The sequence below is a fragment of the Streptomyces sp. NPDC050534 genome, assembly GCF_044457745.1.
Classification (GTDB): Bacteria; Actinomycetota; Actinomycetes; order Streptomycetales; family Streptomycetaceae; genus Streptomyces.
The window spans coordinates 914,826-934,136 of sequence record NZ_JBITHF010000001.1; the positions used below are offsets into that span (position 1 = coordinate 914,826).

Here is a 19,311-nt window from a genome sequence, read left to right on the forward strand (position 1 = left end):
GCCATGGCGCCATCGCCCGACGACTTCCGTCCGACACCCGCCCCGGCCGGTTCGCCGCTCGCGCGTGATCGCGGCCTGCGCCGCAACCGACGGCTGACCCGGTGGATCGCCGTCACGGCCGTGGCCGCCGCGGCGGCCCTGGGCGGTCTCTACACCCATCTGCTGCCGGGAGGCTCGGCGTCCCCCGCGCCGCCCGTCCCGTCCTCCGCGTCATCCGCGCAGAGCCCCCCGGCGTCGTCCGCCGCGGCCACCGGGGACGGAGCCGGGGAGCACGGCGAGCAGAACTCCGGGGGAGACGACGAGGGCGAGGGTGCGGCCCCCGCCGCACAACCGGCCGCGCAGCCCCCGGCCCAGCCGCCCGCGCCGACCCAGCAGCAACAGCCGCACGCGACGACGGGGGCGTCATGACCACGCACGCTCCGGCGCCTTCGCCGACCCGGGTCGCCTTCCCGGCACTGGGCACGACCGCCGTCCTGCTCGTCACCGGCCCGAGCGCGCTGCCCGCCGCCGAAGCGGTCCTGCGCGGCGAACTGGACGCCATCGACCGCACGTGCAGCCGCTTCCGCCCGGATTCCGAACTCAGCCGCGTCAACATGGGCGCCGGCGTCCCGACGACGGTCGGCGAACGCTTCGCCGAGGCACTCCAGGTCGCCCTGCGGGCCGCTCGGCTCACCGGCGGCGTCGTCGACCCGACGGTGGGCGGTGCGGTGATCGCACTCGGCTACGACCGCACCTTCGCCTCCCTGCGCCCCGACGACGCCCGCCCCCTGCCCGTGGCACGTCCCGTGCCCGGCTGGCGGCAGATCAGCTTCGATCCGCGCACCCGGCGACTGCGCCTGCCCCCGCACACCTGCCTCGACCTGGGCGCCACCGCCAAGGCCCTGGCCGCCGACCGTGCCGCCCGCCGCGCCGCCGCCGTCACCGGAAGCGGCGTCCTGGTCAGCCTCGGCGGTGACCTCGCGGTCGCAGGGCCGGCGCCCGAGGGCGGCTGGCGCGTCGCGCTCGCCGACGACCACGCGCAGTCCGTGACGGAGCAGGATCCCACCGTCGCCGTGACCGGCGGGGCGCTGGCGACGTCCGGCATCCGGGTGCGCACCTGGCGGCGCGCCGGACGCACCCTGCACCACATCATCGACCCGGCCACCGGCGAGCCCGCCGCACCCGTGTGGCGCACCGTCACCGTCGCAGCCGCCACCTGCGTGGACGCCAACACCTTCAGCACGGCGGCGGTCGTGCTCGGCGAACGGGCCGTCGACCGGCTGCGCGCCACCTCGCTGCCCGCCCGTCTGGTCGCGGTCGACGGCACCGTCGTACGCCTCGGCGGCTGGCCTGCGGAGTCACCGGCTCCCGCACCCGGAGGCGCGCGATGACGACCCTCGCCCTGACCGGGAGCCCTCTGTGGTACGCCGGCCGTGCCGGCGGCACCCTCTCCCTGATCCTGCTCACCGCCACCGTGGTGCTCGGCATCGCGTCCGCCGGCCGGGCCGCGCCCCGGCGGATCGGCCGTTTCGAGATCGCCCTGATGCATCGCAACCTGTCGCTGCTCACGCTGGTGTTCCTCGTGGTGCACGTGGTGACGGTGGTGCTCGATCCGTTCGTGCACCTGAGCTGGGCGGCGTCCGTGGTCCCGTTCGGGGCCTCGTACCGTCCGCTCTGGCTCGGTCTCGGCACGGCCGCGTTCGACCTGCTGCTCGCGGTGCTGGTGACCAGCGCCCTGCGGCTTCGGCTGGGGGTGCGGCGGTGGAAGGCCGTGCACTGGCTGGCCTACGCCGCCTGGCCGCTCGCCCTCTTCCACGGTGCCGGGTCCGGTACCGACACCCGTCTGCCGCTGCAGTTGTGGATCTACGCCGCTTGTCTGGTCTCGGTGCCGGCCGCCGTGTGGTGGCGGCTGGCCAAGGCCGGTCCGGGCAGGGTCGCGGGACGCCTGGTGGGGGCCGTCGCCGCGGCCGCCGTACCGGTGGTGCTGACGGTGTTCCTGGCCGGCGGACCGCTCCAGTCCGGCTGGGCCCAGCGCGCCGCCACCACGGCGATCCAGCTCGGAGGCGGCGGGTGAACGCCACCGCGGCCGCCGTCTTCGCACCCGGCCACCGCACCCCCGGGCCGGACGACGGCGCCGCCCGGCTGCTGGCGGGCTGGTACGCCACCGGGCGGCCGGCCACTCTCACCGATCACCTCCTGCGCCACGGACCGCCCCCGGCAGCCGGGTCGCCCGCCGGCCGCACCGCGCTGCCGCTGCTGGAGGCCGTCGAACGGGCCGGGCTCACCGGACGCGGCGGTGCCGGGTTCCCGACGGTCCGGAAGCTGCGCGCGGTGGCGCAACGCCGTGGCCGCGCCGTGGTCGTCGTCAACGCCATGGAGAGTGAACCCGCCAGCCGCAAGGACCAGTTCCTGCTCGCCGTGGCGCCCCATCTCGTCCTCGACGGAGCGGTCCTGGCCGCCGTCGCGGTGGGTGCCGACACCGTCCACGTGTGCCTGCCCCGCAGCCGGGCCGTCCAGCACGGGGAACTCGCCGCCGCCCTGGCGGAGCGCCGGCGCGCCCGCCTCGATCCCGTACGGCTGCGTCTGCACGGCCTCCCGCACGCCTACGTCTCCAGCGAGTCGACCGCGCTCGTGCGCTGGCTCAACGGCGGACCGGCCCGGCCGCAGGGCGGCCCACGCACGCACGAGCGCGGCGTCGGCCGCCGCCCCACTCTCGTCCACAACGCCGAGACGCTCGCCCACATCGCCCTCGTCGCCCGCCACGGGCCCGACTGGTTCCGGCAGGCGGGCACCCCGGAGGAGCCGGGCACGATGCTCCTCACCCTCTCCGGGGCCGTCGCCGCACCGGGCGTCGTGGAGGCTCCGCTCGGCACTCCGATCGCCCACCTCCTCGATCGGGCCGGAGGGCCCACGGAGCCTCTGCGAGCGGTCCTGCTCGGCGGTTTCGGCGGCACCTGGCTCCCGGCGGAACATCTGCACACGCCGCTCACCCGGGCCGACCTGGCCCCGCTGGACGCCGCACCCGGCGCGGGCGTGGTCGTCGCACTGCCCCGCTCGGCCTGCGCCCTGACCGAGACGGCCGGGATGCTCAGCCACCTGGCGGCGCACGGCGCCCACCAGTGCGGCCCCTGCCACTTCGGACTGCCCGCCGTAGCCGAGGACTTCACCGCGCTGGCGGCGGGCCGGGCCGACCGCGGCCTGCTGACCCGGCTGCACCGCCGGACCTCCCTGCTGCCGGACCGGGGCGCCTGCCGCCACCCGGACGGAGCCGCCCGCCTCGCGGCCTCCGCCCTGCGTGTCTTCGCCGGCGACGTCGACCACCACGTCGCCCACGGCGCCTGCTCCGCCGCCCACCGTCCGGCCAGGATCTCCGCACGGACCGACCCGCCGCCGGAGACATGGCGATGAGCCGCGCCCGCACCCTGCGCGTCGACCGGATCGCCTGCACCGGTCACGGCCTGTGCGCTGAGCTCCTGCCCGAGCTGATCGATCTCGACGAATGGGGCTACCCCATCCTCCGGGACCGGGTCGTCCCCGACCGGCTGCGCGCCCACGCCCGGCGGGCGGTCGCCGCCTGTCCCGTCCAGGCCCTCCACACCGACGACGGCCCGGCCGGGGGCCGCTGACCGCTGTGGGTGGAGGCGAGCGTCAGCGCACGGGGCGCTCCTCCGGCTCCGGCTGCTCCAGGTGGGTGGCGAGCACCGCGGCCTGGACGCGTCGCTGGACGCCCAGCTTCGCCAGCAGCCGGGAGATGTGGTTCTTGACCGTCTTCTCGGACAGGTAGAGCCGCTTGCCGATCTCGCGGTTCGTGAGTCCGTCCCCGATCAGCGCGAGGATCTCCCGCTCGCGCGGCGACAGGCCCGCGAGTTCCGGTGCGACGGCCGGCGTCTCGGCCGGCTCGGCCCGCAGGGAGCGCATCAGCCGAGCGGTGGTGGCGGGGTCGAGCATCGACTGACCCGAGGCGACCGTGCGCACCGCCGAGACCAGGTCCGAGCCCCGGATCTGCTTGAGCACATAGCCCGAGGCCCCGGCCATTATGGCGTCGAGCAGCGCCTCCTCGTCGTCGAACGACGTCAGCATCAGCACGGCCAGCTCCGGCATACGGCTGCGCAGGTCGCGGCAGACGGAGATGCCGTCCCCGTCGGGCAGGCGCACGTCGAGGACGGCCACGTGCGGACGCACCGCGGGAGCCCGGACCAGTGCGTGCTCCACGTTGGCGGCGTCTCCCACGACGGAGATGTCCGGTTCGGCGTCCAGCAGGTCCGCCAGGCCACGCCGGACGACCTCGTGGTCGTCCAGGAGGAAGACCCGGATCGGGTCCTGCGCTGAGAAGGTGCGTGCTTCGGCCATGTCGACCCCTTGATGCCGGGAGAGAGGACGCACGGGGCTGCGGGCCGTACGTCATGACGATCATCACGCGCCTGGGCCCAACGCACTAGGGCCGACCGGCCCCACTCCCCGGTTCGGGAGGCCGTTGGTCCGCCGGCCCCTCCCGCCGACGGTGATCTGGTGAGACTGTTTAGGTGTGTCCGTCCTCATTGCGCCGTTAAGGGGGTGTGGCCGATGCGGAAGGTGAGACGCGCGAAGGTTTTCGGGTGGCGGTGGCGCAGCAATGCGCTGCGGCGCCGCAGCGACGTGCTGGAGGCGTGGATCGTGCTGGCCGCCTGGGCGGTCGCGGCCGTGGCGTCGGTCGTCGCGGGAATCGTCGGGGCGCGGGCCGCGCAGCACACGGTGGACGAGGATCGGACGGGCCGCCGTCCGGTGACGGCGGTGCTGGTGAAGACCGTGCCGGGGAGCGGACGGGACGTCGTCACCGGCATCAGGTACGACCGGGTGGTGGCGACGGTGCGCTGGAGCGACGTCCGCGACGGCAGGGCGACCACCCGTACGGGGGTCATGAACGTGAAGCCGACCGCCCGGCCGGGCAGCACCGTGCAGGCGTGGACGAACGCCCACGGCCGCCTGGTGGCACCGCCCGTGTCGGCGGCCGAGGCGGCGACCCGCGTGGTGCTGGCCGGCACCGGAGTCGCACTGGTCGCCGGAGTGACGGTCCTCGCCTGCGGGGGTCTGGTCCGGCTGCGCGTGCAACGGCGCGCGACCGAGAAGTGGGGCGTCGAGTGGGACCAGGTGGGGCGTCACTGGGGGCACACCACCGGCTGAGGCCGCCCGGATGCGGCACGGCTCAGACGGCGGACCCGTCCGGTCCGTCGAGCGCGAACTCCACGTCCACGACGCCCTCGACCGCCCTCACCAGACGTGCGGCCACCGGCACGAGCGAGGTGTCGCGGACCCGCCCGGCGAGCGTGGCGACACCGTCCCGCACCTCCACCATCACGGAGGACTCCGGTGTGTGGAAGAGGTAGGAGACGACCTCACGCCGGATCTCCTCGGCGATCTCCTCGTCGTCGCGCAGGAAGACCTTCAGCAGGTCCGCCCGGCTGACGATGCCCTCCAGACGCCCGTCGGCGTCGACGACCGGCAGCCGCTTGACCCGTGCCCGCGCCATCTCCCGCGCGGCCTGCGCGAGGGTGGCGTCCGGCAGGACGGTGAGGGCGGGAGAGGTCATCAGCTCCTCGACGGTGAGCGAGCCGGCCTTGGCCAGGTCGGACAACCGGCGCAACTGGGTGGAGCGGTCGGGGTCGCTGTCGCGGAACTCCTCCTTGGGCAGCAGGTCGGCCTCCGAGACGATCCCCAGGACCCTGTCGGCCGCGTCCACCACGGGCACGGCGCTGACCTTGCGGTCCTGCATGATCCGCACGACGTCCTTGAAGGCGGTCCCTCGGCCGACGGTGGCGACGGTACGGGTCATCACGTCACTCACGATGTGCGGCGACCCATGCACGGCGCCTGCTTGAGCGCCCGTGTTCACCGCGCGCTCCCGCTGCCGTAGGGCCCGTACAGGTCCAGCAGCCGGATGCGGGCCGCCTGCAGCCGGTGCGCCACGACCATGCCCACCCACTCGGCCACACTCCGGCCGAAGTCGGGATCCTCCCTGCAGATCGTCCGCACGGTGGTGGCGTCGAACTCGTAGGCCCGTACCGGGGAGGACGCCTCGGCGCCGAGGTGCCAGGAGTGCGGGGGATACAGCCAGGACCAGCCCAGGAGTTCGTTGTGCCCCAGGGACTCGATGACGGCGGCGCGGCGGCCGGGCACGCGCATGTCGAGGTCGACCGTGCCCGTGCGGATGATCCAGAACCGGTCGGCCCGACCGCCCTCCTCGAACAGCCGGGCGCCCACGGGGTACGACACCTCCCGGGCGAGCCGCATCAGCCGCTGCCGGTGCTCGGCGGACAGCGCCCGCGGCATACTCATCGTTGCGGGAGCGTTCATGGCGCGCCTCCAGTAACGCGTACGGGACTTCCACTGCCAGCGTGGGCCCGCCGCCTGCGGGGATCCAGGGGCCACCCGGCCCCAGGAACAGGCCGTCCGGCGTCCCGCGCCGCCCTGCCGGCACCCTGTGCCAAGCGGCGTCCGGCGGTTCGATGGTGGTGAGAGAGCTCCACCGGACGCAGCCCAAGAGGGGAGTCATCATGGGTACGAGCCTGACGCCGGAGTTCTGGCGGCAGTTCGCGGTCCTCCTGGTGGCCGCCATGGCCGTCACCTTCGTGCTCAGTGCGGCGCTGGACGCGCTGTATCTGCGCCGGCAGTTGCGCCGTGCCGAGCGGCGCTACCCGGACACCACGCCGACCGGAACGACGACGCGTCGACCGCACCCGACCGCCGGCCGTCCGCTCGTGAAGAGCTGACCAGGCCCTAGCGCTCCCGGCTCCATTCGCGGTACGCGGCCACCGCGGTCGGCAGGGTGGGGAAGATCATGTCCCTGCCCACCGCCTCGGCGAGGCCGTACGCCTCCAGCTGGTCCAGCAGGTCCTGTTTCACCCGCGCCAGGGCGAACACGATCCCGCGGCGGGTGAGTTCCTGGCGCAGTTGGTCGACCGCGTCCAGCGCGGTGATGTCCACCTCCACGTTCGCCTCGGTGTTGAGGAGGAACCACCTGACGGGCTCGGTCTGCTCGTCCACCGAGGCCAGCGCCCGGCGATGGAAGTTCTGGGCGTTGGCGAAGAAGAGCGGCGAGTCGTAGCGGTAGACCAGGAGGCCCGGGACGGTGCGGGCCAGCGGGTAGTCGTCCACGTCGTGCATGCCCGCCACGCCGGGCACCAGTCCCTCGACGGCGTCGTGCGGGCGGGCCACCCGGCTCAGCAGCTCCGCCACGGACATGCCGACGGCGACGAGGACCCCGTAGAGGATGTCCAGGGTCAGCACACCGGCCAGGCAGCCGAGCGCCAGCAGCAGTTCACGCCGCCGGAAGGACGCCAGGCGGCGGAAGCCCGCGAGGTCGATCATCCGGGTGGCCGCGTACACGACGATCGCGCCCAGGACGGCCGACGGCGTGTGGGCCAGCAGAGGGCTGAGGAACAGCAGTACCGCGATGACCATCACGCCGGCCACCAGCGAGTAGGCCTGGCTCCGCGCTCCCGACGAGGAGGCGAGCGCGGTGCGGCTGGCGCTGCTGCTCACCGGGAATCCGTGCAGACAGGCGGCGCCCAGATTGGCCGCGCCGAGGGCCAGGAACTCCTGGTTGGCGTCCAGATCCGAGCCGTCGTCGCCGGGCGCGGTGAAGCCCCGGGCCGTGAGGATGAAGTCGGTGTACGCGACCAGGAGCACGCCGAGGGCGGGCAGGGCCAGCTCCGGCAGCTCCGTCAGGTCCGGAAGCGCGAAGGCGGGCAGGCCCGCCGGGACGGCGCCGATCACCTTGATGCCGTGCTCGGTGTCCAGGTCGAAGGCCGTCACGGCCACGGTGCCCAGCAGCACCACCAGCAGCGGTCCGGGCACGAGACGCCATCGCGCGACCGAGAACAGGAACGCGATGGTGAGGGTGGAGAAGACCACCGTCGCCGGATGGGCCTGCCCCAGATTTCCCGCGAAGGACCAAAGCTGCGGGAAGAACCTCGAGCCCGTGGTCGGCACTCCGGTCAGTTTGGTGAGCTGGTCCACCACCATGATCAGTGCGACGCCCGACAGATAGCCGATCAGGACCGGCCGGGACAGCAGGTCGGCGACGAAGCCCAGACGCAGGACGCGGGCGGCCATGCAGAACAGACCGACGGCTGCCGCGAGCGTGGCGGCCAGCGTGGCGTAGCGGCCCGGGTCCGAGCCGGCCAGCGGAGCCACCACGGTCGCCGTCATCAGCGCGGCCGTCGTCTCGGGGCCCACCGACAGCAGCCGGGACGTGCCGAACAGGGCGTACAGCGCGAGCGAGGGCAGGATCGCCCACAGCCCGGTGACCGGCGGCAGCCCGGCCACGCCCGCGTACGCCATCACCTGCGGCACGAGATACGCGGCCACGGTCAGGCCCGCCAGCAGGTCCCCACGCAGCCAGGAGCGTCGGTAACCGGCCAGCGCGGCGATGCCGGGCGCCGTGCGGCGCCACCACGAGGCGCGGGACATGCGTCTCCTCTCGCCGCCCTGCTCAAAGAATCCACCGCACCGCCCCCGGTCGCGAGAGGTGGTGCTGCGGCAGTACAACACAGTCCGCCGATGGGGCCGTTCAGCCCATGGAGACCGTCGGCCCGGCACGCGGGTGTGGGGCCGGTCGGTCCCGGCCAGGGACCTGCGGCCCCTGCAGTGCCGGACCCCCGAGAACCCACGCTGGAGACAGGTACCGATCAGGAGGCGAACCATGGTGCGCACGGTTGTCGCAGGTCTGGACGGCTCGCCCGAGAGCCGCGCCGCGGTGGAGTGGGCGGCACGTGAGGCGAAGCTGCGTGACCTGCCGTTGAAGATCGTTCATGTGCGGGAGCCGGTCCCGGAGCGCATGGCACAGGCCCCGCTGGTGGGCGGAGAGACGATGCAGCACTGGACCGAGCGGATACCGCGCGAGAGCGCCGAAGGCGTCCGGCTGCGTCATCCCGGCCTGGAGGTGAGCACGGAGCAGCCGAGCGGGCGGCCCGCCGAGGCGCTGGCCGAGGCGGCTCAGGACGCCGACCTGCTCGTCCTCGGCTCGCGTGCGATGGGCGGCATCGGCGGCTTCATGGTCGGCTCCGTCGGCCTCTCGGTCGTCGCGCACGCCGCGCGTCCCGTGGTGCTGGTCCGGGCCGGCGAACAGGCCGCCGACGAGCACGAGCCGGACCCGGCGGGCGTCCCTTCGGCCGCCGCGCCCTTCCGGCCCGTCGTCCTCGGCCTCGACACCAAGCACCCCGACGAGACTTTGCTGGGGTTCGCCTTCGACGCCGCCGGCCGCCGTGGGACGTCCCTGACGGTGGTCCACGGCTGGAACCCGCCCCCCTACTACGCGTACGGCATGTCGGGCGACCTGGCGGAGCACAGCTCCGTCGCCCTGCGTGAGGCCACGGCGCTGACCGAGGCACTGCGCCCCTGGCGGCAGAAGTACCCCGACGTCGAGGTCACCGAGGAATGCCGGTTCGGCAGTCCGGCACTGCACGTCGTCAACGCCTCGGTCGCGGCCTCGCTGGTCGTCGTCGGCCGCCGCGTGCGCCGCAGCCCCCTGGGCACCCACATCGGACACGTCACCCACGCCGCCCTGCACCACGCCGCCGCGCCCGTCGCGGTCGTGGCCCACAACTGACGTCGAACCCCGAGGAGACGGACCGATGATGGAACTCCCCCTGGTCGTGGGCGTGGACGGCTCCGAGCCGAGCCTGCGGGCCGTCGACTGGGCGGCGGACGAGGCCGTGCTGCGCAAAGTGGCGCTGCGGGTCGTCTACGCCTCGCTGTGGGAGCGCTACGAGGGCGGCTCGCTCTCGGCGGACCTCGGCAAGCCGTCCGAGGAAGTGCTCGCCCAGGACGTCGTCGACCACGCCGCCAAGCGAGCGCTCGCCCGCCATCCGCACCTGACGGTGGTCCGCGTGGTGCTGCCGGAGGAGCCCGAGTACGCCCTCGTGCGCGAGGGACGGCAGGCGTCCGCGCTGGTGGTGGGCAGCCGCGGCCGCAGCGGCATCGCCGAGTTCCTGCTGGGGTCCGTGAGCCTGAGCGTGGCCGCGCAGGCCGACTGCCCGGTGATCGTGCTGCGCGGCAGCCACGACAAGCAGGCGGTGCCGGGAGCCCGCGGACGGATCCTCCTGGGCGTCGGAGAGGACGCCACGGAGTCGCCGGCCGTGCTTTTCGCGGTCGACGAGGCGCGCCGCCGGGAGGTGCCCCTGGAGGCCGTACGGGCCTGGCGGTGCCCCGCGCACGAGACCACCGACCACCCGCTCATGGCCGGCGAGCCCGCCAGGCTGCACGAGGAGCGGGCCGTGGAGGCGCTGGAGTGGGCACTGAAGGACGTCCCCGCGGACGCCGACGTGCGCCGCAGCACCGTCGAGGGCCCCGCCCGCAAGGTGCTGGCGGACCTCTCGCACGGGGCCGACCTCCTGGTCGTCGGGGCCAAGCGCCGTGAGGGGCACTTCGGGATACAGCTCGGCCGCGTCGCCCACGCGGTGCTGCACCACTCCGCCTGCCCGGTGGCCGTGGTGCCGCAGAAGGTGCGGGCGCAGTGATCCGCTTACAGGCTTGCCGTGTGGTCGGGGACGTAGTTCTGGAGATCGCGCGGCGTGCGCAGGTAGCCGGTCGACGCCGGCCGGTCCGGCAGCTTCAGCACGGGCGGCGGCACGTCGTGGTACGGCACCGTGCTCAGCAGATGGGCGATCATGTTCAGCCGCGCCCGGCGCTTGTCGTCGCTCTCCACGACGAACCACGGCGCCTCGCTGATGTCCGTGTGCACCAGCATCTCGTCCTTCGCCCGGGAGTACGCCTCCCAGTGGGTGATCGACTCCAGGTCCATCGGCGACAGCTTCCAGCGCCGCAGCGGGTCCTCCAGCCGACGCCTGAACCGCTCCTGCTGCTCGGTGTCGCTCACCGAGAACCAGTACTTGCGCAACAGGACCCCGGCCTCCACCAGCATCCGCTCGAAGATCGGGCAGTGCCGCAGGAAGAGCTGGTACTCCTCCTTGGTGCAGAAGCCCATCACGCGCTCGACGCCGGCCCGGTTGTACCAGGACCGGTCGAACAGCACGATCTCCCCTGCGGCCGGCAGATGTTCCACATAGCGTTGGAAGTACCACTGGGTGCGCTCGCGCTCGGTCGGCTTGGGCAGCGCCGCGATCCGGGCCACACGCGGGTTGAGATGCTCCGCGACCCGCTTGATGGTGCCGCCCTTGCCCGCCGCGTCCCGCCCCTCGAAGATCACGACGAGCCGGGCGCCCTCGGCGCGCACCCACTCCTGCAGCCTCGCCAACTCCGTCTGCAGGCGCAGCAGTTCCTTCTCATACGTCTTGCGCGGCAGCGCCGCCTCTTTTTTCCCGGCCATGCCGCCCTCCATCACCCGTTGATACACGTCGATGACTTCCGGAGTCCCTGATGCCCAAGGCCGAACACCAGGACAGCAGCACCGTACTGACCGACGAGGAGCTGCGCACCCTGGATCTGCACTGGCGTGCCGCCAACTACCTGGCCGCCGGACAGATCTATCTCATGGCCAACCCGCTGCTGCGGGAACCCCTACGTCCTGAGCACATCAAGCCGCGCCTGCTCGGCCACTGGGGCACCTCGCCCGGCCTGAACCTCGTCTACACCCACCTCAACCGTGTCATCAAGGCTCGCGGCATCGACGCCCTGTGCATCTGGGGGCCCGGCCACGGCGGCCCCTCCGTGCTGGCCAACTCCTGGCTGGAGGGCACCTACAGCGAGACCTACCCGAACGTCGGCCGGGACGGGGCCGGCATGGAGCGGCTGTTCCGCCAGTTCTCCTTCCCCGGCGGGGTGCCGAGCCACGTGGCGCCGGAGACCCCCGGCTCCATCCACGAGGGCGGTGAACTGGGCTACTCGCTCTCGCACGCCTACGGAGCCGCCTTCGACAACCCGGACCTGCTGGTCGCCTGCGTGATCGGCGACGGTGAGGCGGAGACCGGGCCGCTGGCCGCCTCCTGGCACTCCAACAAGTTCCTCGACCCGGTCCACGACGGCGCCGTCCTGCCGATCCTCCACCTCAACGGCTACAAGATCGCCAACCCGGCGGTGCTGGCCCGCCTGCCCGAGCATGAACTGGACGAGCTGCTGCGCGGCTACGGGCACGCGCCGATCCACGTCAGCGGCGACGACCCGGCCACCGTGCACCGCGCGATGGCGCAGGCGATGGACACCGCGCTGGAGCGCATCAGGCTGCTGCAGCAGTCGGCCTGCGAGGACGGGGTGGCGGAGCGTTCGCACTGGCCGATGATCGTGCTGCGCACCCCGAAGGGCTGGACCGGTCCCGCCGAGGTCGACGGCGTGCCGGTCGAGGGCACCTGGCGTGCCCACCAGGTTCCGCTGGCCGGCGTCCGCGAGAACCCCGAGCATCTGCGGCAGCTGGAGCAGTGGCTGCGCTCGTACCGCCCGCAGGAGCTCTTCGACACCGACGGCCGTCCCGTCGCCGACGCCCTGGCGTGCGTCCCCGAGGGCGCCCGCCGCCTGGGCGCCACCCCGCACGCCAACGGCGGACTGCTCGTACGCGACCTGCCCATCCGCTCGCTGGACCAATTCGCCGTACCCGTCGACAAGCCCGGCACGACCCTGCACGAGCCCACCCGGGTCCTCGGCGACCTCCTCGAAAAGGTCATGGAGGACACCTCCGCCCGCCGCGACTTCCGCCTCGTGGGCCCCGACGAGACCGCCTCCAACCGGCTGCAGGCCGTCTTCGACGCCAGCGGGAAGGCCTGGCAGGCCGAGCATCTGCCCGTGGACGAGCACCTCGACCGGCACGGGCGCGTGATGGAGATCCTCTCCGAGCACACCTGCCAGGGCTGGCTGGAGGGCTACCTCCTCACCGGCAGGCACGGCCTGTTCTCCTGCTACGAGGCCTTCGTGCACATCGTCGACTCCATGGTCAACCAGCACATCAAGTGGCTGAAGACGTCCAGGCAGCTGCCCTGGCGCGCCCCGATCGCCTCGCTCAACTACCTGCTGACCTCGCACGTCTGGCGCCAGGACCACAACGGCTTCTCCCACCAGGACCCGGGCTTCGTCGACCACGTCCTCAACAAGAGCCCCGAGGTCGTACGCGTCTACCTGCCGCCGGACGCCAACACCCTGCTGTCGGTCGCGGACCACGCGCTGCACAGCCGGGACTACGTGAACGTGATCGTCGCCGGCAAGCAGCCCTGCTTCGACTGGCTGTCCATGGACCAGGCCCGCGCCCACTGCGCCCGCGGAGCCGGCATCTGGGAGTGGGCCGGCAACGAGAACGGCGGCGAACCGGACGTGGTCCTCGCCTGCGCCGGCGACGTGCCCACGCTGGAGGTGCTGGCCGCCGCCCAACTGCTGCGCCGCCACCTGCCGGAGCTCGCGGTCCGCGTGGTCAACGTCGTCGACATGGCCAGGCTGATGCCGCGCGAGGAACACCCGCACGGTATGAACGACTTCGAGTACGACGGCCTGTTCACCAAGGACAAGCCGGTGATCTTCGCCTACCACGGCTACCCCTGGCTCATCCACCGCCTCGCCTACCGCCGCGCCGGTCACAAGAACCTGCATGTGCGCGGCTACAAGGAGTCCGGCACCACGACCACGCCGTTCGACATGGTCGTCCGCAACGACCTGGACCGCTACCGGCTGGTCATGGACGTCATCGACCGGGTGCCCGGACTCGCGGTGCGTGCCGCGGCCGTGCGCCAGCGCATGGAGGACGCCCGTCTGCGGCACCACGACTGGATCCGCATCCATGGCACGGACCTGCCGGAGGTCGCGGACTGGGCCTGGAACGGCTGACCTGGGACGAAGGGCCCTGTGGAGGCAGGCCCGCCTCCACAGGGCCCCGTCGGCCCTCGTGACGGGGACCGATCGGCCCATGTGGTGCCCCCGGCCGTGACCGACGCTGAAGACAGGCGACGTCCCCGCGACGACCGCCGTGCCGGCCCGGCACAGGAGGAGGCGCAGCCATGACCACCGCGATCACACCCCTGACGACCAGGAAGCTCCCCGCCGTGTACCGGGGCAGGCTGATGAGCATGGCGCACGACGTGCGCTTCCCGCCGGACACCCGCCTGTTCGTGGAGGGGGGCCGGGCCGATCACTTCTGGATCGTCGAGTCGGGCACCGTCGCCCTCGACACCAAGGTGCCCGGGCGCCGCGCGGCCGTCATCGACACCGTGGAGTCCGGTGCACTCCTGGGTTGCTCCTGGCTGTACCGGCCGTACCGGTGGCGGTTCGGGGCCCGGACGGTGGGCCCGGTGCGGGCCCACGAGTTCGACGCCGAGGCCGTGCGGCGGATGTGCCAGGACGATCCCGAGATGGGGCGCTGGATCGCCCTGTGGGTCGGCGAGGCCGTCAACCGCAGGCTGGGTGCGGCGCGCACCCGGCTGCTCGACCTGTACGCGCCCTACGGCGCCGGAGCCCGGGGCTGAACCGGCGCTTTGCAGTGGCGCTTTGCGGCGTTGCTCCCGCAAGAAGGTATGGCGCTGACAAGAAAGCGTCGCTCTCAGAAGAACCTGAGAACTTCCTGTGCCAGGGTGGCGCGCTGATCGAAAAAATCATGCGCCCAACCTGCTGAAGGAGTCTTATGAGCCTGGTCAACGGCCTGCCCGCGCACGTCCTGCTCGTGCATTTCGTCGTCGTTCTCGTGCCCCTGACCGCACTGGCACTCGTCCTGTGCGCGGTCTGGCCGGCGGCGGCACGGCGCATGGGCATCGTGCTGCCGCTGCTCGCCCTGGTCACGCTCGCGAGCGTCCCCCTCACCACGCAGGCGGGGGAGTGGCTGGAGTCACACGTCGACAGCAACTCCCTGGTACGCCGGCACGCCGAGCTCGGTGACGGGATGCTCCCGTGGGCCGGAGGCCTGCTCGTGCTGGCGGTCGTCGTCTGGTGGGCGACCCGCCGCACCACCGCGTCCGCGGACGGAGACGTGGACGGGGCCGGGGGCGGGCGCGGCACTCGCTGGTCCGCCGCTCCGGTACGCGTGGCGGCCGCGGTGCTGTCGGTCGTGATCGCCGCAGGAGCCGTCGTGGACGTGTACCGCATCGGTGACTCGGGCGCGAAGGCCGCCTGGCACGACGGCTATTCCAAGACGGCGTCGGGCGGCGGCGACGGCGACGACGGCTGAGTCCGGCGAGGATCCGCTCCCACGGCGGATCACTGGAACACCGCGTGCACCTGGCTCGGGGTGGCGGTGTGGGAGACCACGAGGAGTTCGTCGCCCTCCCGCAGCTCCAGTTCCGGCGTGGGGGCGAGTGGATCACCGGCGCGGACGACGGTGGCCACCACGATGCCGTGCGGCATGGCGATGTCCGCGAGAGTGTGGCCGGCGGCGCTGGACTGCGGCCCGATGGTCGTCTCGATCACGTCGACGCCCGCCTTGCTCAGCCGCAGCAGCGCCACCGTGTCGCTGGCGCTGGTCGCCTCCTCGACCAGGGACACGAGGGGTGCCGCGGCCGGTACGGCGGTGTCGACGCCCCAGTGCCGGTCGAACAGCCAGGCGTTCTCGTCGTCGTTGATGCGTGCGATGACCCGGGCGACCTTGAACTGTCGCTTGGCGAGCAGGCTGACGACCAGGTTGTCCTCGTCCTCGCCGGTGGTGGCGACGACCAGGTCGGCGGCGCGGGCGCCCGCGGCCTCCAGGACGGCCGGCTCGCAGGCGTCACCGACGCACAACTCGGCGGGCACACGCCCCTCGAGCGCGGCGATCCGGTCGTCGTCCCGGTCCACGAGCGTGACCTGGTTGCGGGCGGCGCCCAGGACCTGGGCGATCTGGGTGCCGAGGCGTCCGGCCCCGGCGACGATGACCTTCATGTCCCGAGCTCCTTGTCCAGGAAGCCGCGCAGCCGGCCGAGGGCGTCGGCGGCGACGGCGAACGTGACCAGATCGTCCGCCTCTGCGGGCGTGTGCGGCGTGGGCAGGAACGACCGTCCGCCCCGGGTCACTTCGACGACCCGGATCTCGCCGTCCACCTCCAGACCGCCGAGCTGCCGCCCGGTGAGATAGGCGGGCAGGCGTGAGCGCATCAGCAGCGTCTCGCCGTTGCCGAAGTCGAGCTCCGGGGTGAGATGGCGGTGCAGCAGCATCTGGTGCAGCTGGTGCACCGTCCAGCGCACGCTGGCGATCGTCGGGATGCCCAGGTCGCGGTAGATGTCGGCGCGCCGGGGATCGTAGATACGGGCCAGCACGATCGGCACCCGGTACGTCTCCTTCGCGGTGCGGGCGCTGACGATGTTGGTGTTGTCGCCGGAGGTGACGGCGACGAACGCGTCGGCGAGTGCGATGCCGGCGGACTCCAGCAGCGTACGGCTGAAGCCGTTGCCGTGCAGGAACTGGCCGGCGAAGCCCGGGGGCAGCAGCCGCCGGGTCCTCGGCTCGCGGTCGATGACGCGCACGTCGTGGTCCTCGTTGACCAGCTGGACGGCGAGCTGGGAGCCGACCCGGCCGCAGCCCACCACGATGACCCTCATGGCGTGGTCTCCTTTCCGGTCACGGCGGGCGCCGGCCTGCGGCGCACCCACCACTTGCGGGCCTCCTCCGCGGCCAGCAGCAGGACGCCGAAGCCGACGAGGACGGCCCAGTCCACGGCATTCAGGGCCGCGGTGTTGAACACGTCCTGCAGCAGGGGCACGTAGCTGATCGCGGCCATCAAGCCGATGCCGAAGCAACCCGCCGCGATCAGGCGGGGGTTGGAGAACAGCCCGACGGTGAACACGCTCTGCCGGTCGGTGCGCACGGCGAGGGCGTTGAAGAACTGGCTCACCACGATCGCCGCCTGGGTGAGTGTGATGGCCTTGCGGTAGACGGGGTCGTCGCTGGTGAAGTCCGCGTAGGGGATCCCCGAGGCGTGCACCTGCCAGAAGAACACCGTGCACACACCGATCGACTGCACGGCGCCCAGGAAGAGGAACCGGCGCACGAGTTCGGCGGAGAACAGGCGCTCGCGGCGGGAGCGGGGCGGGCGGTCCATGGTGTCCGGCTCGGGCGGCTCGGCTCCCAGCGCCAGCGCGGGCAGCACGTCCGAGCCCAGGTCGATGGCCAGGATCTGCACGGCGGTCAGGGGAACGAGCGGGAAGCCGGCGAACGCCGCGGCGAGGATCGGGACGAGCTCGGCGATGTTGTGGCTGAAGAGGTAGGCGAGGAACTTGCGGATGTTGCGGTAGACGGACCGCCCGAGTTCCACGGCCGCGGTGATGGAGGCGAACGAGTCGTCCAGCAGCACCATTTCGGACGCCTCGCGGGCGACGTCGGTGCCGGTGGCGCCCATGGACACGCCGATGTCGGCGTGCTTGAGGGCGGGAGCGTCGTTGGCCCCGTCCCCGGTGACCGCCACCACCTCACCGCGCGCCTGCAGTGCCGCCACCACCCGCATCTTGTGCTCCGGGCTGACCCGGCACAGCAGCAACTGACCCGGTGCCGCGAGCAGTTCGTCGAGCGCGGCCGGGTCCATGGCGTCCAGCCCGGCACCGGTCACGACGGTGGGCGCGGGGCCGGTCACGATGCCGACGCGGCGGGCGATCGCCTCCGCCGTCAGAGGGTGGTCCCCGGTCAGCATCACGATCCGGATGCCGGCCCGGTGGCAGGCCCGCACCGCCTCGGCGACCTCGGGCCTGGGCGGGTCGAGCATGCCGACCAGACCCAGGAAGGTCAGATCCGACTCGGCCTCCTCCGCCGTGCCCGGCGGCTCGCCGACCGGACGGACGGCCACCGCCAGCACCCGCAGACCCTGTGCCGCCATCGTGTCGTTGGCGGCGATCACGCCGTCCCGCAGCGGGGCTTCGAGCTCGTGCTCGGCAGCGTGCAGGCGGATGCGGCGGCACCGGGCGAGCAGTTCCTGCGGTGCGCCCTTGGCGCACAGGAGGTCACCCGCGGGTGTCCGGTGGACGGTGCTCATCAGCTTGCGCACGGGATCGAAGGGGAACTCGCCGATGCGCGGCGCCGCTTCCTTCTCCGCGGCCGGGTGCAGACCGGCCTTGGCCGCCGCGACGAGGATCGCGCCCTCCGTGGTGTCGCCGAGCACGCGCCAGCCCTCGGCGCCCGCCGGGGGCACCAGCCGGGCGTCCGTGCACAGCACCGCGCTGCGCAGCAGCTCACCCAGGCCCTCCGCGTCGGACACGTCGCCGGCCGGCGCGTACCCCACGCCGGACACCTCGTGCCAGGTCCCGTCGCTCCAGATCCGGGTGACCGTCATCTCGGCCTGGGTGAGGGTGCCGGTCTTGTCCGTGCAGACGACGGTGGTGGAGCCCAGGGCCTCCACCGCCAGCAGCTTCTTCACCAGAGCCTGGCGGCGGGCCATCCGCCGCACCCCGATGGCCAGCGACACCGACAGGGTCGCGGGCAGCCCCTCCGGCACCAGCGCGACCATCACCCCGAGCGCGAACACGAAGGCCGACACCAGAGGCTGCCCGGTCCACAGGCGCAGCGCGAACATGCCCGCGCCGATCCCCACGGCCAGCGCCGCCACCCGCCGCGCCATGACGGCGACCTCGCGCTGCAGGGGCGTCTTCTGGAGCGGGGCCTCGTCGGTGAGCCGGAAGATCCTTCCGAACTCCGTCGACGCCCCGATCGCGTAGACGACCGCCTTGCCCGACCCGGCCACCACCGTGGTGCCCATGAAGACGCAGTTGCGGGAGTCCAGGGCGGTGTCCGCCGCGGTCGGCTCGCCGACCCTGCCGACCGACGAACTCTCCCCGGTCAGCGGTGCGTTGTTCACCGACAGGCCATGGGCCTCGACGACCCGGCAGTCCGCGGGGACCGCGTCGCCCGCCTCCAGGACGGCGAGATCGCCCGGCACGAGCGCGGCGGACGGCAGCTCCAGGCGTTCCCCGTCCCGCAGCACCCGGCAGGTGTGCGGCACCATGGCCTGCAGCGTCTGGGCGGTCCGCTCGGCCGAGTACTCCTGCGCGAAGCCGATCACCGCGTTCAGCACCACGACGCCCAGGATCGCGAAGGCCAGCTGCAGATTGCCGACGTCGCGGGGATCCTGCAGTGCGTAGGCGAGGAACGTCAGCGCCGACGCCGCGATCAGGACGAGGGCGAAGAGGTCGGTGAACTGGGCGGCGAAGCGCCGCCATACGCCCTTGCGGCGCGGGCGGGGCAGCTCGTTGGGACCGTACGTCTCCAGCCGCGCGCCCGCCTCACCGGTGGACAGCCCACGCGGTGACCCGCCGAAGGCGGTGAACACCTCGTCCGCACGCAGCCGTTGCACCGGCGTCGCGGACGCGTCATGCGGCGAGGCGGTGCCCGTCGCCCGTGCGGTACGGGCGGCCGGGGCACGCGCTGTGAGACGACTCGGCACCGGACCCCCAGCTTGTAGGACGGCTCTCCCGTCCACGTTTCGCCGCGGGAGCCGGACCCGCCATGGGCCACCCGGCCCGTAGGAAGGGGCGG

General features: G+C 72.9%; 20 protein-coding genes. 12 read left to right on the top strand and 8 right to left on the bottom strand.

Features of this window, described 5'->3' with window-relative positions; translation table 11 throughout:
- Positions 1-3: 3 nt before the first annotated feature.
- From ACIBN2_RS04225 to ACIBN2_RS04245, 5 genes are read left to right on the top strand one after another with little or no spacing between them, the layout of a single operon-like run.
- Positions 4-408, top strand: coding sequence for a hypothetical protein (locus ACIBN2_RS04225; protein ID WP_399132575.1), 405 nt, complete (start codon positions 4-6; stop codon positions 406-408).
- A complete protein-coding gene (locus tag ACIBN2_RS04230) occupies positions 405-1,370 on the top strand; it encodes an FAD:protein FMN transferase (RefSeq protein ID WP_399132576.1) in 966 nt (321 codons plus the stop codon). Before ACIBN2_RS04225 ends, ACIBN2_RS04230 begins: the two co-directional genes overlap by 4 nt.
- Entirely contained in the window at positions 1,367-2,053 is a 687-nt protein-coding gene (locus ACIBN2_RS04235; protein WP_399132577.1) for a ferric reductase-like transmembrane domain-containing protein, read from the top strand. The genes ACIBN2_RS04230 and ACIBN2_RS04235 overlap by 4 nt, the downstream gene beginning before the upstream one ends.
- Positions 2,050-3,387: an NADH-ubiquinone oxidoreductase-F iron-sulfur binding region domain-containing protein gene (locus ACIBN2_RS04240; RefSeq protein ID WP_399132578.1), complete on the top strand. Its 1,338-nt coding sequence runs from the start codon at positions 2,050-2,052 to the stop codon at positions 3,385-3,387. Before ACIBN2_RS04235 ends, ACIBN2_RS04240 begins: the two co-directional genes overlap by 4 nt.
- Positions 3,384-3,605 carry a ferredoxin gene (locus ACIBN2_RS04245; RefSeq protein ID WP_399132579.1) on the top strand — a complete coding sequence of 74 codons (222 nt, stop codon included), beginning with the start codon at positions 3,384-3,386 and terminating at the stop codon, positions 3,603-3,605. Before ACIBN2_RS04240 ends, ACIBN2_RS04245 begins: the two co-directional genes overlap by 4 nt.
- A gap of 22 nt (positions 3,606-3,627) precedes the next feature.
- Here ACIBN2_RS04245 and ACIBN2_RS04250 read toward each other — a convergent pair whose 3' ends face one another.
- Positions 3,628-4,329, bottom strand: a complete 702-nt coding sequence (locus ACIBN2_RS04250) for a response regulator (protein ID WP_399132580.1) — start codon at positions 4,327-4,329, stop codon at positions 3,628-3,630.
- Between the two features lie 213 nt (positions 4,330-4,542).
- On the opposite strand from ACIBN2_RS04250, the gene ACIBN2_RS04255 reads away from it, so the two are divergent.
- A complete protein-coding gene (locus ACIBN2_RS04255; RefSeq protein ID WP_399132582.1) occupies positions 4,543-5,139 on the top strand; it encodes a hypothetical protein in 597 nt (198 codons plus the stop codon).
- A 22-nt stretch (positions 5,140-5,161) separates the two neighbouring features.
- On the opposite strand, the gene ACIBN2_RS04260 is transcribed toward ACIBN2_RS04255, so the two are convergent.
- Positions 5,162-5,821 carry a CBS domain-containing protein gene (locus ACIBN2_RS04260; protein WP_399132583.1) on the bottom strand — a complete coding sequence of 220 codons (660 nt, stop codon included), beginning with the start codon at positions 5,819-5,821 and terminating at the stop codon, positions 5,162-5,164.
- 23 nt (positions 5,822-5,844) lie between these two features.
- Entirely contained in the window at positions 5,845-6,309 is a 465-nt protein-coding gene (locus tag ACIBN2_RS04265) for a cyclic nucleotide-binding domain-containing protein (protein ID WP_399132584.1), read from the bottom strand.
- Between the two features lie 200 nt (positions 6,310-6,509).
- Between ACIBN2_RS04265 and ACIBN2_RS04270 the strand changes: the two genes are divergently transcribed.
- A complete protein-coding gene (locus ACIBN2_RS04270) occupies positions 6,510-6,725 on the top strand; it encodes a hypothetical protein (protein ID WP_399132585.1) in 216 nt (71 codons plus the stop codon).
- A gap of 7 nt (positions 6,726-6,732) precedes the next feature.
- On the opposite strand, the gene ACIBN2_RS04275 is transcribed toward ACIBN2_RS04270, so the two are convergent.
- Positions 6,733-8,427 (bottom strand): SulP family inorganic anion transporter, encoded by a 1,695-nt coding sequence (locus ACIBN2_RS04275; RefSeq protein WP_399132586.1) that lies wholly within the window; start codon positions 8,425-8,427, stop codon positions 6,733-6,735.
- Positions 8,428-8,659: 232 nt separating this feature from the next.
- On the opposite strand from ACIBN2_RS04275, the gene ACIBN2_RS04280 reads away from it, so the two are divergent.
- Positions 8,660-9,565 (top strand): universal stress protein, encoded by a 906-nt coding sequence (locus tag ACIBN2_RS04280; protein ID WP_399132588.1) that lies wholly within the window; start codon positions 8,660-8,662, stop codon positions 9,563-9,565.
- Positions 9,566-9,593: 28 nt separating this feature from the next.
- On the top strand, positions 9,594-10,475 hold the full coding sequence (locus tag ACIBN2_RS04285) for a universal stress protein (protein WP_399132883.1): 882 nt from the start codon (positions 9,594-9,596) through the stop codon (positions 10,473-10,475).
- A gap of 5 nt (positions 10,476-10,480) precedes the next feature.
- On the opposite strand, the gene ppk2 is transcribed toward ACIBN2_RS04285, so the two are convergent.
- Positions 10,481-11,284, bottom strand: coding sequence for a polyphosphate kinase 2 (ppk2, locus tag ACIBN2_RS04290; protein WP_399132589.1), 804 nt, complete (start codon positions 11,282-11,284; stop codon positions 10,481-10,483).
- A 50-nt stretch (positions 11,285-11,334) separates the two neighbouring features.
- Between ppk2 and ACIBN2_RS04295 the strand changes: the two genes are divergently transcribed.
- From ACIBN2_RS04295 to ACIBN2_RS04305, 3 genes are all read left to right on the top strand, one after another.
- Positions 11,335-13,719, top strand: a complete 2,385-nt coding sequence (locus ACIBN2_RS04295) for a phosphoketolase (RefSeq protein WP_399132590.1) — start codon at positions 11,335-11,337, stop codon at positions 13,717-13,719.
- Between the two features lie 170 nt (positions 13,720-13,889).
- A complete protein-coding gene (locus ACIBN2_RS04300; RefSeq protein WP_399132591.1) occupies positions 13,890-14,354 on the top strand; it encodes a cyclic nucleotide-binding domain-containing protein in 465 nt (154 codons plus the stop codon).
- Positions 14,355-14,509: 155 nt separating this feature from the next.
- Complete coding sequence (locus ACIBN2_RS04305) at positions 14,510-15,049, top strand: DUF2231 domain-containing protein (RefSeq protein ID WP_399132592.1); 540 nt, start codon at positions 14,510-14,512, stop codon at positions 15,047-15,049.
- Between the two features lie 29 nt (positions 15,050-15,078).
- Here the strand turns inward: ACIBN2_RS04305 and ACIBN2_RS04310 are convergent, their stop codons facing one another.
- Genes ACIBN2_RS04310 through ACIBN2_RS04320 form a run of 3 tightly spaced genes read right to left on the bottom strand, consistent with a single transcriptional unit; the run spans position 15,079 to position 19,219 of the window.
- Entirely contained in the window at positions 15,079-15,735 is a 657-nt protein-coding gene (locus ACIBN2_RS04310; protein ID WP_399132593.1) for a potassium channel family protein, read from the bottom strand.
- Positions 15,732-16,391, bottom strand: coding sequence for a potassium channel family protein (locus ACIBN2_RS04315; protein ID WP_399132594.1), 660 nt, complete (start codon positions 16,389-16,391; stop codon positions 15,732-15,734). Before ACIBN2_RS04315 ends, ACIBN2_RS04310 begins: the two co-directional genes overlap by 4 nt.
- Entirely contained in the window at positions 16,388-19,219 is a 2,832-nt protein-coding gene (locus tag ACIBN2_RS04320) for a cation-translocating P-type ATPase (protein ID WP_399132595.1), read from the bottom strand. Before ACIBN2_RS04320 ends, ACIBN2_RS04315 begins: the two co-directional genes overlap by 4 nt.
- Positions 19,220-19,311 lie beyond the last annotated feature (92 nt).

Excerpts from the sequence above, each read along its gene's own strand:
- ACIBN2_RS04315 (WP_399132594.1), bottom strand. The coding sequence starts at position 16,391 with ATGAGGGTCATCGTGGTGGGCTGCGGCCGGGTCGGCTCCCAGCTCGCC.
- ACIBN2_RS04250 (WP_399132580.1), bottom strand. The coding sequence starts at position 4,329 with ATGGCCGAAGCACGCACCTTCTCAGCGCAGGACCCGATCCGGGTCTTC.
- ACIBN2_RS04235 (WP_399132577.1), top strand. The coding sequence starts at position 1,367 with ATGACGACCCTCGCCCTGACCGGGAGCCCTCTGTGGTACGCCGGCCGT.
- ACIBN2_RS04230 (WP_399132576.1), top strand. The coding sequence starts at position 405 with ATGACCACGCACGCTCCGGCGCCTTCGCCGACCCGGGTCGCCTTCCCG.
- ACIBN2_RS04300 (WP_399132591.1), top strand. The coding sequence starts at position 13,890 with ATGACCACCGCGATCACACCCCTGACGACCAGGAAGCTCCCCGCCGTG.
- ACIBN2_RS04280 (WP_399132588.1), top strand. The coding sequence starts at position 8,660 with ATGGTGCGCACGGTTGTCGCAGGTCTGGACGGCTCGCCCGAGAGCCGC.
- ppk2 (WP_399132589.1), bottom strand. The coding sequence starts at position 11,284 with ATGGCCGGGAAAAAAGAGGCGGCGCTGCCGCGCAAGACGTATGAGAAG.
- ACIBN2_RS04255 (WP_399132582.1), top strand. The coding sequence starts at position 4,543 with ATGCGGAAGGTGAGACGCGCGAAGGTTTTCGGGTGGCGGTGGCGCAGC.
- ACIBN2_RS04225 (WP_399132575.1), top strand. The coding sequence starts at position 4 with ATGGCGCCATCGCCCGACGACTTCCGTCCGACACCCGCCCCGGCCGGT.
- ACIBN2_RS04295 (WP_399132590.1), top strand. The coding sequence starts at position 11,335 with ATGCCCAAGGCCGAACACCAGGACAGCAGCACCGTACTGACCGACGAG.
- ACIBN2_RS04245 (WP_399132579.1), top strand. The coding sequence starts at position 3,384 with ATGAGCCGCGCCCGCACCCTGCGCGTCGACCGGATCGCCTGCACCGGT.
- ACIBN2_RS04265 (WP_399132584.1), bottom strand. The coding sequence starts at position 6,309 with ATGAACGCTCCCGCAACGATGAGTATGCCGCGGGCGCTGTCCGCCGAG.
- ACIBN2_RS04305 (WP_399132592.1), top strand. The coding sequence starts at position 14,510 with ATGAGCCTGGTCAACGGCCTGCCCGCGCACGTCCTGCTCGTGCATTTC.
- ACIBN2_RS04270 (WP_399132585.1), top strand. The coding sequence starts at position 6,510 with ATGGGTACGAGCCTGACGCCGGAGTTCTGGCGGCAGTTCGCGGTCCTC.
- ACIBN2_RS04285 (WP_399132883.1), top strand. The coding sequence starts at position 9,594 with ATGGAACTCCCCCTGGTCGTGGGCGTGGACGGCTCCGAGCCGAGCCTG.
- ACIBN2_RS04275 (WP_399132586.1), bottom strand. The coding sequence starts at position 8,427 with ATGTCCCGCGCCTCGTGGTGGCGCCGCACGGCGCCCGGCATCGCCGCG.
- ACIBN2_RS04310 (WP_399132593.1), bottom strand. The coding sequence starts at position 15,735 with ATGAAGGTCATCGTCGCCGGGGCCGGACGCCTCGGCACCCAGATCGCC.